The 14,286-nt window shown below is 66.3% G+C and carries 14 protein-coding genes and 1 riboswitch; of the genes, 6 read left to right on the top strand and 8 right to left on the bottom strand.

Features of this window, described 5'->3' with window-relative positions; translation table 11 throughout:
• Nucleotides 1-111: 111 nt before the first annotated feature.
• Nucleotides 112-1,947, bottom strand: coding sequence for a lanthanide-dependent methanol dehydrogenase XoxF5 (gene xoxF5, locus KP010_RS15430; RefSeq protein ID WP_108917860.1), 1,836 nt, complete (start codon nucleotides 1,945-1,947; stop codon nucleotides 112-114).
• Nucleotides 1,948-2,258: 311 nt separating this feature from the next.
• Between xoxF5 and KP010_RS15425 the strand changes: the two genes are divergently transcribed.
• Together KP010_RS15425 and KP010_RS15420 are read left to right on the top strand one after the other, a co-directional pair.
• Entirely contained in the window at nucleotides 2,259-3,182 is a 924-nt protein-coding gene (locus tag KP010_RS15425; protein WP_142861871.1) for a quinoprotein relay system zinc metallohydrolase 2, read from the top strand.
• A gap of 51 nt (nucleotides 3,183-3,233) precedes the next feature.
• Entirely contained in the window at nucleotides 3,234-4,082 is an 849-nt protein-coding gene (locus KP010_RS15420) for a quinoprotein dehydrogenase-associated SoxYZ-like carrier (protein ID WP_167398725.1), read from the top strand.
• On the opposite strand, the gene KP010_RS15415 is transcribed toward KP010_RS15420, so the two are convergent.
• The 6 genes from KP010_RS15415 to KP010_RS15390 all read right to left on the bottom strand — a co-directional run bounded on the left by KP010_RS15415 (nucleotide 4,048) and on the right by KP010_RS15390 (nucleotide 10,183).
• Nucleotides 4,048-4,695, bottom strand: coding sequence for a thiamine phosphate synthase (locus KP010_RS15415; protein WP_216281055.1), 648 nt, complete (start codon nucleotides 4,693-4,695; stop codon nucleotides 4,048-4,050). The genes KP010_RS15420 and KP010_RS15415 overlap by 35 nt on opposite strands.
• Nucleotides 4,696-4,871: 176 nt before the next feature.
• Nucleotides 4,872-5,666 (bottom strand): thiazole synthase, encoded by a 795-nt coding sequence (locus KP010_RS15410; RefSeq protein ID WP_142861873.1) that lies wholly within the window; start codon nucleotides 5,664-5,666, stop codon nucleotides 4,872-4,874.
• 318 nt (nucleotides 5,667-5,984) lie between these two features.
• Complete coding sequence (gene thiS / locus KP010_RS15405) at nucleotides 5,985-6,134, bottom strand: sulfur carrier protein ThiS (RefSeq protein WP_245267409.1); 150 nt, start codon at nucleotides 6,132-6,134, stop codon at nucleotides 5,985-5,987.
• Complete coding sequence (locus KP010_RS15400; RefSeq protein WP_216281054.1) at nucleotides 6,103-7,164, bottom strand: FAD-dependent oxidoreductase; 1,062 nt, start codon at nucleotides 7,162-7,164, stop codon at nucleotides 6,103-6,105. Before KP010_RS15400 ends, thiS begins: the two co-directional genes overlap by 32 nt.
• 27 nt (nucleotides 7,165-7,191) lie before the next feature.
• Nucleotides 7,192-7,342, bottom strand: a riboswitch (TPP riboswitch).
• A gap of 55 nt (nucleotides 7,343-7,397) precedes the next feature.
• Nucleotides 7,398-9,686, bottom strand: a complete 2,289-nt coding sequence (locus KP010_RS15395) for a YfhO family protein (protein ID WP_142864583.1) — start codon at nucleotides 9,684-9,686, stop codon at nucleotides 7,398-7,400.
• An 86-nt stretch (nucleotides 9,687-9,772) separates the two neighbouring features.
• Complete coding sequence (locus KP010_RS15390; RefSeq protein WP_108917866.1) at nucleotides 9,773-10,183, bottom strand: helix-turn-helix domain-containing protein; 411 nt, start codon at nucleotides 10,181-10,183, stop codon at nucleotides 9,773-9,775.
• A 77-nt stretch (nucleotides 10,184-10,260) separates the two neighbouring features.
• Here KP010_RS15390 and KP010_RS15385 point away from each other — a divergent pair, with 77 nt between their 5' ends.
• Nucleotides 10,261-10,878 carry an FMN-dependent NADH-azoreductase gene (locus tag KP010_RS15385; protein WP_108917867.1) on the top strand — a complete coding sequence of 206 codons (618 nt, stop codon included), beginning with the start codon at nucleotides 10,261-10,263 and terminating at the stop codon, nucleotides 10,876-10,878.
• A 124-nt stretch (nucleotides 10,879-11,002) separates the two neighbouring features.
• Here KP010_RS15385 and KP010_RS15380 read toward each other — a convergent pair whose 3' ends face one another.
• A complete protein-coding gene (locus KP010_RS15380) occupies nucleotides 11,003-11,197 on the bottom strand; it encodes a hypothetical protein (protein ID WP_108917868.1) in 195 nt (64 codons plus the stop codon).
• A 210-nt stretch (nucleotides 11,198-11,407) separates the two neighbouring features.
• On the opposite strand from KP010_RS15380, the gene mch reads away from it, so the two are divergent.
• The 3 genes from mch to KP010_RS15365 are packed head-to-tail and all read left to right on the top strand — an operon-like array spanning nucleotide 11,408 to nucleotide 14,166.
• Nucleotides 11,408-12,385 carry a methenyltetrahydromethanopterin cyclohydrolase gene (gene mch / locus KP010_RS15375; protein WP_036291185.1) on the top strand — a complete coding sequence of 326 codons (978 nt, stop codon included), beginning with the start codon at nucleotides 11,408-11,410 and terminating at the stop codon, nucleotides 12,383-12,385.
• Nucleotides 12,339-13,310 (top strand): RimK family alpha-L-glutamate ligase, encoded by a 972-nt coding sequence (locus tag KP010_RS15370; protein WP_142864584.1) that lies wholly within the window; start codon nucleotides 12,339-12,341, stop codon nucleotides 13,308-13,310. Before mch ends, KP010_RS15370 begins: the two co-directional genes overlap by 47 nt.
• Nucleotides 13,303-14,166, top strand: a complete 864-nt coding sequence (locus tag KP010_RS15365; RefSeq protein ID WP_142864585.1) for a triphosphoribosyl-dephospho-CoA synthase — start codon at nucleotides 13,303-13,305, stop codon at nucleotides 14,164-14,166. The genes KP010_RS15370 and KP010_RS15365 overlap by 8 nt, the downstream gene beginning before the upstream one ends.
• Nucleotides 14,167-14,286: the final 120 nt, after the last annotated feature.

The following is a 14,286-nucleotide window of genomic DNA, read 5'->3' as shown; positions in this document are numbered from 1 at the left end:
CGAGCGGCAGTCTCATTACTCCATCCTCCAGCTTTCCATCCACTTAAACACGAGGCGCCCGGCGACGCGCCACGGGGCGTTCGCCGAGCGCCAATCTTATTTTTGGCCGTATCAGTTCGCCGGAGCGACGATCGGCAGCGCGTAGTCGGGCAGAGCGAAGACGGTCAGCACGCCGCCGAGGGCGGTGTAGTCGGACAGCGCCTTATAGCCGCCGACCGCGCCGAGGCCTTCATTGCTCTTGGACAGGCCGGCCGCGAGGCCGATGCCGGCCCAGCCGCCGACGCCGGACAGAACCGCGACATACTGCTTGCCCTTGTGCTCATAGGTCATCACATTGCCGATGATGCCCGACGGAGTCTTGTACTTATACAGCTCCTTGCCGGTCTTGACGTCGACGGCCTTCAGATAGCCCTCGAGCGTGCCGTAGAAGGCGAGACCGCCGGCCGTGGTGACCGTGCCGGACCAGACCGAGAACTGCTCCTTGTTGGACCAGACGATCTTGCCGACGCGAGCGTCCCAAGCGATGAAATTGCCCATATTGGTGTCGCCGGGCGGCGGGAACATCTCCAGCGTCGCGCCGACATAGGGCTGACCCGCCGTGTAGCTGACGCGGAAGGGCTCATAGTCCATGCAGACGTGGTTGGTCGGCACATAGAACAGGCCGGTGTCCGGGTTGAAGGACGCGGGCTGCATGTCCTTGGAGCCGAGAGCCGCCGGGCAGACGCCCTTGGTGTTGACGTCCTCGCCGTTCTGCTGCGTCGAATATTTCGACACGACGAGCGGACGGCCGTAGGTCTTGGAGTTCTTGTCCATGTCGACCTTGGTCGCCCAATTGACGGCCGGGTCATACTTCTCGGCGACGAGCAGCTCGCCGGTCACGCGGTCGAGCGTGTAGCCGAAGCCGTTGCGGTCGAAGTGGACGAGCGTCTTGCGCTTGGCGCCGCCGATCGTCTGGTCGGCGAGGATCGTCTCATTGATGCCGTCATAGTCCCACTCGTCGTGGGGGGTCATCTGATAGACCCATTTGGCGACGCCGGTATCGAGATCGCGCGCCCAGATCGTCATGGACCAGCGATTGTCGCCGGGACGCTGAGACGGGTTCCAGGTCGAGGGATTGCCCGAGCCGTAATAGACGAGGTTCAGCTCCGGGTCATAGGAATACCAGCCCCAGGTCGTGCCGCCGCCGATCTTCCACTGATCGCCTTCCCAGGTGTTCAGGCCCGAGTCCTTGCCGACCGGCTTGCCGAGATGGGTGGTCTTCTCGCCGTCGATCAGCGTGTCGCTGTCCGGGCCCATGGAGTAGCCGCGCCAGGCGAGCTTGCCATCGGCGACATTATAGGCCGTGATGCTGCCGCGCACGCCGAACTCGCCGCCGGCGATGCCGACGAAGACCTTGTCCTTGAAGACATGCGGAGCGGCGGTCGAAGTGGCGCCCTTGGACGGATCGCCGTTCTTCACCGACCAGACCAGCTTGCCGGTCTTGGCGTCGAGAGCGACCAGGGTGGTGTCGGCCTGGGCGAGGAAGATCTTGCCGTCGGCATAGGCGAGGCCGCGGTTCACCGTGTCGCAGCACATCACCGGAACGACGCTCGGATCCTGCTTGGGCTCATACTTCCAGAGGATCTTGCCTTCGTTGTTGAGGTCGAGAGCGTAGACGATATTGGGGAAAGGCGTATGCAGATACATCACGTCGCCGAGGACGAGCGGGGCGCCTTCGTGGCCGCGCAGCACGCCGGTCGAGAAGCTCCAGGCGGGAGCCAGCTTGCCGACGTTCTCGGTGGTGATCTGCTTCAGTTTCGAGTAACGCAGATTGGCGTAGTCGCCCGTCGGCGACACCCAGTCCTTCGGGTTCTTCTGGAGCTCGAGAAGCGCGTCGGCGGCGTTCGCCACGCCGGCCCCGAACAGCGCGAGAATCCCCACCGAAGTCGACAACAACAGCTTATGCATGAGCTTTTCCTCCTGACGACATCACCGTGCGAAAGGCCCGGCGACGCCGCCGACATCGCGCCTTTTCGACGCCCTAAGGCTTTGGGAAGCCGTTTCCTCGTTTTTGCCACGTCGATCAGACGGAACGCCGCGCCCGCAGCCCCGCCAACATCTCCGTCGAGACGCCTTCCGGTTCCCGGCCGGAAAGCCTCTTTTAGGTCGGAAACGGCGGGATAATATGTCGCACAGAATTGAAGCGCAATCCCCAAAACAAGTTCCCGACTTTCCTGATTTCGTGCGTGAAACCGGCGAAAAGCGAGGCTGAAAAACCGATGCTGCAATGCACTATTCGACGGCTCGCCATCGCGTGTCTCTGCCTCGTCGCGAGCGGCGCGAAAAGCTTCGAGCTGACCGAGATCGCGCCCGGCGTCTTCGTCCATCAGGGCGAGACCGCTTTGATGTCTCGCGACAACTTGGGCGGTATCGCCAATCTCGGGGCGATTGTCGGCGAAGAGGCGATCGCTGTCATCGACACCGGCGGCAGCCGCGCCGAGGGGGAAGCGTTTCTCGCTGCGTTGCAGCAGCGCTCGACCAAGCCCATCCGCTATGTGATCGACACCCATGTCCATCCCGATCATATTTTCGGGAATATTGCCTTTCGAGACACGGGAGCCGTCTTCGTCGGGCACAAGAATCTTCCCCGCGCCATGGCGGCGCGCGGCCCGCATTATCTCGCTTCGTTTCGCGAGACGATGGGAACGCTGCTCGACGATGTGAGTCTGGTCCCGCCGACCCTCACCGTCGAGCGCGAGACGACACTCGATCTCGGCGGCCGCAAAATCGTGCTGAAAGCCTGGCGCACCGCTCACAGCGATAGCGATCTCACCGCGCTCGATCCGCAGAGTGGCACGCTCTTTACCGGCGATCTGCTGTTTTTGCAGCATGTTCCGATCGTCGACGGCAGCCTTTTGGGCTTTCTCTCCGTCATCGACGAATTGCGGACGATCGCGGCGGTCCGGGTGGTTCCCGGCCATGGGCCGGCGGTCGCCCCCTGGCCGCAGGCGCTCGATGCCCAAAAGGCCTATCTCGACCATCTCACTCGCGATTTGCGCGCCTCTATCGCCAAGGGCGAGAGTCTCGCGCACGCGGCGGCGGCCGCCGGCCGCAGCGAAAAGCCCAATTGGCTTTTGTTCGAGGATTATCACACGCGCAACGCCACGGCCGGCTTCGCCGAGCTGGAATGGGAGGCCCCTTGAGCGGCCCGCGCGCGGGGCGCTATGATTTTAAAAAGCGCCGGAGGAAGCCAGATGAGCCCTTGGACCGCGAGCCTTCAGGCTCGCAAATCGCCGAATGAGAGCGAGCCTCGAGGCTCGCGGCCCGGTCTCCTTCGTGTCGCGACGGCGGCGGCCCTCTTTTGGGCCGGCGCGGCGCTGGCCCAGGAGCCCAAGATCGATCCTTGGCCGGGCCTCGTCACCGATATTTTCCACGACCGCGCGATAAAGGAGCATGAGGGCGTCGTCGCGCTCGATGCGCCGAAGCGGGCCGAGGACGCCGCCATCGTGCCGATGACGATCACCCTCCTCGAGCCGGGCCTGCGCGCGGCGACGCTGGTCATCGACGAGAATCCCATGCCCATGGCCGCCGCCTTCTCCTTCGGCGTGGGCGCCGGCGTCGCCAAGATCGAGACGCGCGTGCGCGTGAATTCCTACACCAATGTGCATGTCGTCGGCCAAACGGCCGATGGCGCCCTGCATTCGGTGGCGAAATTCGTGAAAGCCTCGGGCGGCTGCTCGGCCCCGGCGATCAAGGATCAGGACGAGGCCGCCGCCAATCTCGGCAAGATGAAATATCGCGAGTTCACGAGCGAGACCCCCGCGCTGCGCGAAGCGCAGATCATGATCCGCCATCCCAATAATTCGGGATTGCAGATGGACCCGATCACCCGCGCCTATCTTCCCGCCCATTATGTCGACAAGGTGGAGGTGCGCCAGGGCGAGGCGCTGATCTTCTCCATGGAGGGCGGAATTTCCCTGTCCGAGGATCCGAGCTTTCGCTTCGCCTACAAGCCAAATGGCGCCAAGGTGATGCGCGTCGAGGCGCGCGACAATCAGGGCAATGTGTTCAAAGGGGAGTGGCCGATCGGCGGGGCGTCCTGAGGCGCTTTTCTTCCGTCGCCTCCACCCATTCCCGCGCCCGTGCCTCCGGCTCGGCGGCGCGCAGAACGTCGGTGACGACGCAGGCGCTGTCCGCCCCCGCAGCCAGCGCCGCGCGGGCGCGCTCCGGCGTCAACCCGCCTATGGCGACGAGCGGAATCGCGCCGATGCGGCGTTTCCATTGGCCGATCTTGTCGAGGCCCTGCGGGGCGAAGGCCATTTGCTTCAGCAGCGTCGGATAGATCGGCCCCAGCGCGACATAATCCGGGTCGAGCGCCAGCGCCCGCTCCAGCTCCGCCTCGTCATGCGTGCTGACGCCGAGCCTTATTCCATGGGCGCGAATGGCGACGATATCGGCCGTATCGAGATCGCCTTGGCCGAGATGCACGAAATCGCAGGAAAGATCGATGGCGAGCCGCCAATAATCATTGACGACGAGCAGCGCGCCATGGGCCGCGCAAAGATCGCGGGCGCGGGCGATCTCCGCGCGCAGCGCCGCCTCCGCGCGATCCTTGACGCGCAATTGCACGAGCCGCACGCCCTGCGGCAACAGCCGGGGCAGCCAATCGGCGGAATCGACGATGAGATAGAAGGGATCGAGCAAAAGCGCGCTCATGACGGGATGACGCTCGATCGAGAGGCGCGCCCCACCCTCCCCTTCAGGGGGAGGGTCGGCCTGCGCAGCAGGACGGGGTGGGGTGCAATCCCCGAGCTTCGGGGGCTCACCCCCCTCCCGAGCGCCTTCGGCGCTCGACCTCCCCCCTCCAGGGGGAGGTGGAAACGAAATCGCGCTCATGCCTCGAGTCCATCGTCGAAGGCGCGGCCGAGCACGGGCGTCGAGGGCGCCGCCATGTCACGCGGCTCCATCAGGCCGGAGAGATAGGCCGCCCGGCCCGCCTCTATGGCGAGCGCGAAGGCCCGCGCCATGGCCACGGGATCGCCGGCGCGCGCCACCGCCGTGTTGAGCAGCGCCGCGTCGAAGCCGAGCTCCATCACCGCCGCCGCCTGCGAAGGCGCGCCGAGGCCGGCGTCGACAATGAGCGGCGTATCGGGAAAATGCGCGCGCAGCGCCCGCAGACCGAAGAGATTGTTGATCCCGCGGCCGGAGCCGATCGGCGCCGCCCAGGGCATCAGCACGCGGCAGCCGGCGTCGAGCAGCTTCTCCGCGACGACGAGATCCTCCGTCGTATAGGGAAAGACGCAAAAGCCGTCGTCGCTGAGGATGCGCGCCGCCTCGACCAGGCCGAAGACATCGGGTTGCAGCGTGTCCTCCTCGCCGATCACCTCGAGCTTGATCCAGCTGGTTCCGAACAGCTCGCGCGCCATTTGCGCGGTGGCGACGGCCTCCTTGGCCGTGCGGCAACCGGCCGTGTTGGGCAATACGCGCACGCCGAGCTCGCGAATGAGCCGCCAAAAGCTCTCGCCCGCGCGCGAGCCCCCCGCCTCCCGCCGCAGCGAGACGGTGACGATCTCCGCTCCCGCCGCGCGGATCGCCTCGGCGAGAATGGCGGGCGAAGGATAGCGCGCCGTGCCCAGCAGGAAGCGGGAGGATAGGACCTCGCCATAGAGGAGGAGAGACGCAGTCATCGCATTCGGCTGGTTCGGGGCTCGACCGGAAACCGCATCGGCCATCAGTGCAGGAACAGCTTTCCGAGCACCAGAAGCGTGAGCGTGATATTGGTCGCGAGCATCCATTTCACGGTGTTGAACTCGCCCTTCAGCAAGGCGAACTCATGCTGAACGTCGCTGTTCTTCGAGTCGAAACGACGACTTCCGCAGCCTTGCGCGCTTTCTCCTCGCTCGCGCCGGCTTCTCGGAGGGCGTCGTAGATTTCCGTGACGATCGTGCTCATGGGCCGACCCTAACATGGAGTTCGTGGAGGAGGTAGCAAGTTCGACAATCCCCTCACCCTCCCTGCCGCGGCGTGACGATCTCGATCGTATCGTCCTCGACCAGCAGCGTCTCGCCGCGATCCTTGCTGCGCACGAATTCCTGGTTGACCGCCGTGGCGACGGTCTGCTCGCTAAAGCCCAATTCCTCGATGAGGCGCTCCAACGTGGGCGCCTCGACCTCGAGCGTCTGCCCATTCACCCTGATTCGCATTCATGACCTCCGGGAAGACCTCACCCGTGAAGAGGAAGCGCGCGACGCGACGCGCCAGCGCCGGCGCCAGAAGAAATCCATGCCGATAGAGCCCATTGACATAGAGCGTCCGACCCTGGCGCGAAATGCGCGGCAGATTGTCCGGAAACGCCGGCCGCACATCCGATCCCGTCTCGACGATCTCCGCCTCGGCGAAAGCGGGATGAATGGCGAAGGCCGAATTGACCAGCTCGACGATGGAGCGCGCGGTGACGCGGGAGCGCTCCTCATTCTCGATCATGGTCGCGCCGACCATGAACACGCCCTGCCCGCGCGGCACCACATAGACCGGATGGCGCGGATGCAGCATGCGGACGGGGCGGGACAATTCGATCTCCTCGCTGCGCAGCACGAGCATCTCGCCCTTGACGCCGCGCAGCGCCGCCAGCTCGCCGCGCGCGGCGAAGCCACGGCAATCGACGATCCAGTCCGCCCGCGGGACAGAATCGGCGCAGAGCCGGATGCGGACATTGTTCATTGTCTGCAAACGTTCGAACAGCGCCGCCATCGCTGCGCGCGGCTCGAGATGCGCCTCCTCGCGAAAATAGAGCCCGCCCGAGAAACGTCCGGCCAGCGCCGGCTCCAGCGCCGCGAGGGCGTCCGCGTCCAGCCGCTCGAAACGCCGGGTGCGACGGGAAAATTCGGTCAGCTCGGCGCGGTCGCGCGGCGGCGCGACGACGAGGCTGCCGGCGATTTTCGCGACGGGAATGTCCTTGGTCCAGAAGGCGAGCGCCTCCTCGCCGAGCGTCGCGACGACGGGCTCGGCGCTCTCCAGCTCGCACCAGGGCGCGATCATGCCGCCGGCGAAATGCGAGCAGCCGCGGCCCGGCCCCGCCGCTCTCTCCACCAGCTCGACCTCGGCGCCGAAAGCCGCGCCGGCGCGGGCGATCTCGAAAGCCGCGGTCAGGCCGGCGACGCCGGCGCCGATCACGCCGATCAGCATCGATGCGGCCCGATAGGGCCGAGGAATATCAGAAACATGCGGCCTCCCTACGCCAGCGCGAACTGGATCAGGTTCGAAGGGTCGCCGAGCCGCTCTTTTTAAAAAAAAAGCTCTTCGGCCTCTCAGCCTCTTGCCGCGCGCAGGGCGCGCCGGCGGCGAGGCTCCCCCGGGCGTTGCGAGAGTCGCGCAGGAATGGCGATGCGTCAAGCGGGGCCGCAACGGCTAGACGCCGGCTAGCCCCCGGATCGCCCCGTCAGCCGCCGCCACAGGCTGAGAAACGGCCGATAGACGAACCGCACCTCATGCCTGCCCTGCGGCGCGGCGACGGCGCGGAACATCACATTGGCGCGCATGATGTCCGCCGGCTCGCCGTCGATCTGCGCCGTCCAGGACGGATGAAAAATATCGTTCAGCACCACATAGCCGCCGCCCTGCGGAACATCGGCGTCGATGATTACCTCCGTATTGCCGTAAGAGCGGATGCGCGCGCCGCTCGCCTCCCCCGGCTCGGGGCGCGAATGCCGGCAGACGGGCGGCTCCTCGAGAAGCACGCTGGCGCGATAGTCGAGATCGGGCCACACGCCATCCTCGATCATCTGCGCGAAATCGACGCGCGTGGCGCAGGTCGCGAGCAGCACGCGCGGCAACGCGCGCTTGTTCTCATAGACATAGGCGTCCTTGGTGCGCGCGATGAATTCGAGATCGCCCGGCTGCAAATTCTTGTCGATCTCCTCGATCGGAACGCCGGTCGCGATGAAGCGCAGCCCGATGAGATCGGCGAGCGTCGAGCGATAGGAGGGATAGAGCTTGGAGAAGACGCGCTGATCGGGAAGCGCGAGATGATCGCCGACGCCGGTCGCCTCCTCGAGCAGGCGCAGCCGCACCGGGTTGTAGCCGAATTCCTGATCGAAGCCATGCACCAGCGAGGCGTTGGGCCAGTGGAAATCTATGCCCGCGAGCTCGGCGCGGTCGCGCCGATCCGGCGCCGCCGTCGCCGCGAGACGCGCCCGCAGCAGAGCGATCGTGTCGTTTTGCGTGTCGGCGCGCAGCACGTCGAAATTCTGCGGCGGCAGCGCGGTCGATTCATTGGGGCCGTTGTTGACGGCGAGATCGAGCGTCATCGTCGCGCCGACGGCGGCGAGCAGCGCATAGCGGCGCGCGGCGAGCTGCGGCGCGAAGGCGATGACGAGAAAGGCCAGCGCGGCGAAGCCGGCGCTCTCGGCGAGCGGCAGCAGCGCCGCGGAAAGATGATCCTTGCTCCAGGCGAGCGCAATGGCGAGCGCAAATAGCGCGGCCAGCGCCGCCGTGAGGAAGCGCAGCGGCGGTCTGCTCGGCGCATTGGCGACGACGTTGAGGCCGAAGCCGGCGAGAAGGGCGAGCACGGCGCAGAGCGGAAAGGTCGCGTCCGCCGGGCGGCGGAAGAGATCGACTCCCGGAATATGGAACATCAGCGCAAAGGCCGGCGTGAAGCGGCCGAGCGCATAGAGCAGCAGCGCCAGCGCTGCGGCGGTGAAAAAGCTTATCTCGCGATTGGACGGCAGGCCGTGGCGCGTCAGAGCGATGAGCGAGACCAGAGGCAGCGCGCCCATATAGACGTCGCACATATTGCGCGCGAGGAAGAGATCCGGCGAGCCGAAGACGAGCGCCGGCGGACCCCAGAAATTCGCGAGCGGACCATCCGTGCCGAAGAGATTGGCCGAGACGAAAGTGAGCAGCGCCGCGGGATGCAGCGAGCCGCGCAAGGCGCCCGCGAGATCGATGGCCGGCCGATTGGATTGTGACGCCAGCTCCATCGTCAGCGAGAGCGGAACGATGATGATGGCGACGCCGCAGGCCGCGCCGGCGACGAGCGGCGCGATGGCGGTGGAAATCTTCGCGTCGTCCGAGAAGACGCGAAAGACGGCGTAGGCCGAGAGGACGAGCACTTCGAGAAAGGCGACCTGATCGCGGCCGAGCACGAGAAAGGCCGCCGCCACGCCGGCATAGGCGCCCCATTGCGCCGAGCGGCGATCGAGCGCGCGCGCGAGCAGGAACAAAGTCACGGGGAACCAGGCGAGGCTCATCACCTGCCCCGTGTGCTGAATGCGCCAAGCGGCCGAGCCGCCGAAGGCGAAAGCCAGCGCGCAGAGCAGCGCGCCTTCCGCCGAGAATTTGCGGTCGCGGAAATAGCCGATGAAGGCGAGCCCGCCCATCGCCAGCATCGCGAAGACGATTGCATCCTCGAGCGCGAAAGAGGGCTCCGGAACGAGCCAGGCCGCGATGAGGAAGAAGGGTGAGAAGATCAGCGATTGCGGATCGGCGAGCTGCGGCGAGCCGGCGAAGACATTGGGCGTCCAGAAGGGCGATTGGCCAGAATGCAGCGCATGGGCGAGAAAGGCGAATTGCGGCTGGAAATGCGCCTTGGCGTCCCAGGGGACGGTGACGCGGCCGGACAGCCACGGAAAAGCGAGAGCTACCGCCGCCGCCAGAAAGACGAGCGCAGCGGCGCCATAGGAAACAGTGGTCTGCGGACGCTCGGTCACTCTCGGCTCACTCCGACGAATCTCGATCACGCGGCATTGCGCATGATTTTTTCAAAAGCGCAAAGGAGAAGGCCGCGCTGGCGCGCTCACGCGCCGACGGCGCGCTGCGGCCGCGGCGCAGCGGCCTGCTTTTCCGCCTCGCCGTCGAAACGGCGCCGCGATTCCTCGATGGTTTCGACATTCTCGAGCGCCCAGTCACCCAGCCGATGCAGCGGCTCACGCAGAGAGCGGCCGAGCGGCGTCAGCTCATAATCGACGCGGGGCGGGATGGTCGGAAAGACGGTGCGCGTCACGAAGCCGTCGCGCTCGGCCGCACGCAGCGTCAGCGTCAGCATACGTTGCGAAATGCCGCCGATGCGCCGCCGCAGCTCGTTGAACCGCAAAGGCCCGTTCCCGAGCGATTCGACGACCAGCACGGTCCATTTGTCGCCGATGCGCGATAGAATGGCCGCAATACGCCCGCATTGGGCAGGAACATGAATGTGACCGCGTTCCAAAAATGTGCCTCCTTGCGCGCCGTCGCGACAGGGAGCAGCCTAGCCTAAGTTACCTCTTTATACTAGGAGCGAGCCGCATGACCCGCCTGTTGCACATCGATTCGAGCATTATGGGAGAAAAATCGCTCAGCCGCCGCCTCACCGCCGAGCTGGTGGAGAAGCTGCGCGGCGACATCCCCGGCCTCGAGGTCGCCTATCGTGACGTCGCCGCCGCGGCGCCGCCCATGCTCTCCAGCGCTCTCTTTTTCGCTCGCGGGGCCGGGACGGAGCCGGAGGACGCCGCGCTGCGGGCCGAGCTGTCCACCGCCCGCGACATTCTCGAGGAGTTTCTCGCGGCCGATATCGTCGTGATCGGCGCGCCAATGTATAATTTCTCCATTCCCACGCAGCTTCGCGGCTGGATCGACCATCTCGTCGTGCCCGGCAAGACCTTCGCCTATACGGCCGCCGGGCTTCAGGGCCTCGTGACCGGCAAGCGGCTCATCGTCGTCTCGACGCGCGGCAGCCTCTATGCGGGGAATGAGGCGCTTTCGGCGCAGGACCATCAGGAGGCCTATTTGCGCACCACCTTCGGCAATCTGGGCGTCACCGATTTCGCCTTCATCCGCGCCGAGGGCGTCGGCCTCGGCCCGGCGCAGAAGGAGGAGGCGCTCGCTTCCGCCCGCCGCGACATCGCCGCTTTGGCGGCCGCCTGAGCAAAAAAAACGGCCCCACGGGCGAACGTGGGGCCGCGACCTGAAGGGGAAATGACTACGTCCTAGAATTCCGCACGACCGCCGGAAAAGCGGCGACTCGCGACGCCACACGCAACCGACGCGATCAATCGAACACGGAGCCCAGCGCCGCTCCGATGAGACCGAAAACCACTGCGCTGGCGAGAATGGCCGGGCCGCCCAGCAGGCCGTAGCCCACCACGCCGCCGATGACCGCCGCTATGCCGCCGACGATCAGCTTGCCCGTGTAATTGTCCTTCTTGCCGGCCTCGCCGGACTTTTCCGCGATATTGTCGGCCATTTGCGCTGCTCCTCGAGAAGGGTGAGCCCTCGACGCCGCATCACGGCTCCTCTCCTAGCAGGCGCGTGTAATGCTCTCGTGAGAGTCTCTTGACGGGGAAGTGACAGGCCTTTCGCCCGGCGCGGCTTTCGCCGGGGACGAAAGCTTAGTAAAGTCGCGCCGCAATTTCGGCCGGCGCGGGGAGCCGGTCCCCAATCGAGGACAAAAGACGTGACAGGGACATTGGATACGAGCGGGCGCGCCACGGCGAGCGTCAATGCGCTGGCGGGCGAGATCGTCGACAGGCTCGTCGCGGGCGCGGAGCGCTATCGCCTCGCCGTTTCGCGCGGAAGCCTCGGAGAGCTGCTGATCGACGCCGGCGCCAAGGTGGCGGGCGGCATAGACGCCGGCCTTCTGCTCACCGAGATCTGCCTCGGCGGCCTCGGCAAGGTCACGCTCTCGCCGGCGCCCGGCCAGAAGAATTGGCCCTTCTGGCTCACCGTCTCCAGCAATGACCCGGTCGTCGCCTGCCTCGCCAGCCAATATGCCGGCTGGAGCCTCAGCCACGAAAAATTCTTCGCGCTCGGCTCCGGCCCCGGCCGCTCGCTGGCGCGCAAGGAGGCGCTGTTCCAGGAGCTCCCCTATAAGGACTCCGCCGATCGTTCGACCATCGTGCTCGAGGCCGGCGCGCCGCCGCCGGAGGCCGTCGTGGCCAAGGTCGCCAATGATTGCGGCGTCTCTCCCGACAAGCTCGCCTTCGTCTATGCGCCGACGCAGAGCCTCGCCGGCAGCGTGCAGGTCGTCGGCCGCGTGCTCGAGGTGGCGCTGCACAAGGCGCATGAGCTGAAATTCCCGCTCGAGCATATTGTGGACGGCATCGCTGCCGCGCCGCTCTCGCCGCCTCACCCGGATTTCGTCACGGCCATGGGCCGCACAAACGACGCGATCATCTATTCCGGCCGCGCTCATCTCTTCGTGCGCGGATCGGCGGCGGCGGCCAAGGAGCTGGCCGAGAAACTGCCGAGCTCGACCTCGCGCGACTACGGACGGCCTTTCGCGGAAATTTTCAAAGCGTATAAGGGCGACTTCTACAAGATCGACCCCAGCCTGTTCTCGCCCGCCGAGGCGATCGTGACGGCAGTGGAGACAGGCGAGACTTTCCGTGGCGGAGCCATCGACGAAAAACTGCTCGAAGCCTCTTTCGGCTGAGCCCGCGCGCCCCCGTGAGGGGGCGCCGCGCATCGCGATCTTCACCGACGAGCTCGACTGGCATGTCGAGCGCCTCATCAAGGGCTTCGCGCGCCATGGCGCGCGGGCCGTTCCCGTGCGGCTTTCCGCCTGCAAGATCGACACGACGCGGCCGCAGCACATCGCCATTCCTGGCTTTCACGGCGGCCTGCCGGACGCCGCCGTCGTGCGCGCCATCGGCGACGGCTCGCTGGAGACGGTCACGCTGCGGCTCGGCGTGCTGCACGCGCTCGGCGCGCTCGGCGTTCCGCTGGTCAATAGCGCGCGCGCGATCGAGCGCTGCACCGACAAATCCGCGGCGAGCTTTCTGCTCGCCGCCGCGCGCATTCCGACGCCCGCGACTTTCGTGACCGGCTCGCGCGCCGAGGCGCTGCGCATCATCCGCAGCGAATGCGGGCGCGCGCCGCTGGTGCTGAAGCCGCTGTTCGGCGCGCAAGGCTGGGGCCTCAAGCTCATCCGCCGCGAGGAGGATCTGCCGACGACGGAGGAAGCGCGCGGCGTCTTCTATCTGCAGCGCTTCGTCCCGCCGCGGGACGTCTGGTACGAAGATATGCGCATTCTCGTCTCCCATGGCGAGATCATCGGCGCGATGCGGCGGCGCTCGCGGCGCTGGATCACCAATATCCGCCAGGGCGCAAAGCCGACTCCCTGCGAGCCGAGCGCGCGCGAGCGCGAATTGGCGCTGCGCGCCGCCGCCGCGCTGGGCGCGGATTTCGCCGGCGTCGACATCATCGCCGGCGCGGACGGCCTGCCCATGGTGCTGGAGGTCAATAGTATGCCGGGCTGGAGCGGGTTGCAGAGCGTGACCCCTTTCCAGATCGCCGAGCGCATCGCCGGCGACATAATGGCGGCGATCGGCGCCGCCGCGCGCCGCGCCAATGGCTGACGCGGAACAAATCGCGAGCGCCTTCATCGCCGCCTGCGCGGACGAACTCGCCGCGCCCAAGCCCGGCAATGTCCATATCTATGCGCCGGGCCATGGAATGGAGGCCGCGGATTTCATCGCCAGCGCGAAGGCCGCCGCGCCGCATATTTCCGCGCCAGGCGCGCGCGTCGGCGCCCGCATATCGGAGGCCGTGGAAGCGACCTGGACGCGCGTCGGCTGCAACACCAATCTCGGCATTATTCTCTTATGCGCGCCGCTCGCTCACGCCGCCTCACGAGCGGGCGAAGGCTCTCTCGACGAAAAACTCGCGCGGACGCTGGAAGCGCTCGATTTTTCCGACGCCGATCTCGCCTTTCGCGCCATTGTGCGCGCCTCCCCCGCCGGGCTCGGCGCCGCGCCGCAGCACGATGTCGCCGCCCCGGCGCGCATCTCCCTGCGCGAAGCCATGGCGCTCGCCGCCGATCGCGATCTCGTCGCAAGGCAATACGCCAACGGCTTTTCCGAGATTTTCGGCATGGGCCGCGAGGCGATCCGGCGCGCGCGAGAGAGAGGCCATGACAGAGAGACCACGACCCTGCTTCTCTTCATGACTTACGCGCGACATTTCCCCGATACGCATATCCAGCGGAAATTCGGCGAAAAAGTCGCGCGCGAGACCTTGACGCGCTTTCAAGAAGCGGCTTCTCTTATCGACGCCGTCGACGACAGAGACTCCATGTTCCGCATCGCGCTGGAACTGGATCGTTCTCTCAAAAAAAGCGGCTATAATCCGGGCGCCTGCGCGGACCTGACGGTCGCCGCGCTTTTTGTCGATTATCTGCTCGCCATCTTGCCGAACGTTCACAAAAATGGTTGAGTTCGCGCCGCGCGAGATGGTCTCGCGACCGGCTCGTCCGGCTCGGCCGCATTTCGGCCTGACGCCGGAGAGATGGGGGAGGCGCCCGCGCCGGCAGCCGCGCGGGCGACAAGTCGAGTT

Origin of the sequence: Methylosinus sp. KRF6, assembly GCF_018887255.1 — a bacterium.
GTDB lineage: Bacteria > Pseudomonadota > Alphaproteobacteria > Rhizobiales > Beijerinckiaceae > Methylosinus > Methylosinus sporium.
This window is presented reverse-complemented; position numbering and strand designations above follow the sequence as displayed.

Coding starts and splice junctions, on each gene's coding strand:
- KP010_RS15380 (WP_108917868.1), bottom strand. CDS start 11,197: ATGGCCGACAATATCGCGGAAAAGTCCGGCGAGGCCGGCAAGAAGGAC.
- KP010_RS15365 (WP_142864585.1), top strand. CDS start 13,303: ATGGCTGACGCGGAACAAATCGCGAGCGCCTTCATCGCCGCCTGCGCG.
- KP010_RS15415 (WP_216281055.1), bottom strand. CDS start 4,695: ATGAGCGCGCTTTTGCTCGATCCCTTCTATCTCATCGTCGATTCCGCC.
- KP010_RS15425 (WP_142861871.1), top strand. CDS start 2,259: ATGCTGCAATGCACTATTCGACGGCTCGCCATCGCGTGTCTCTGCCTC.
- KP010_RS15385 (WP_108917867.1), top strand. CDS start 10,261: ATGACCCGCCTGTTGCACATCGATTCGAGCATTATGGGAGAAAAATCG.
- KP010_RS15400 (WP_216281054.1), bottom strand. CDS start 7,164: ATGCTGATCGGCGTGATCGGCGCCGGCGTCGCCGGCCTGACCGCGGCT.
- KP010_RS15420 (WP_167398725.1), top strand. CDS start 3,234: ATGAGCCCTTGGACCGCGAGCCTTCAGGCTCGCAAATCGCCGAATGAG.
- KP010_RS15410 (WP_142861873.1), bottom strand. CDS start 5,666: ATGACTGCGTCTCTCCTCCTCTATGGCGAGGTCCTATCCTCCCGCTTC.
- xoxF5 (WP_108917860.1), bottom strand. CDS start 1,947: ATGCATAAGCTGTTGTTGTCGACTTCGGTGGGGATTCTCGCGCTGTTC.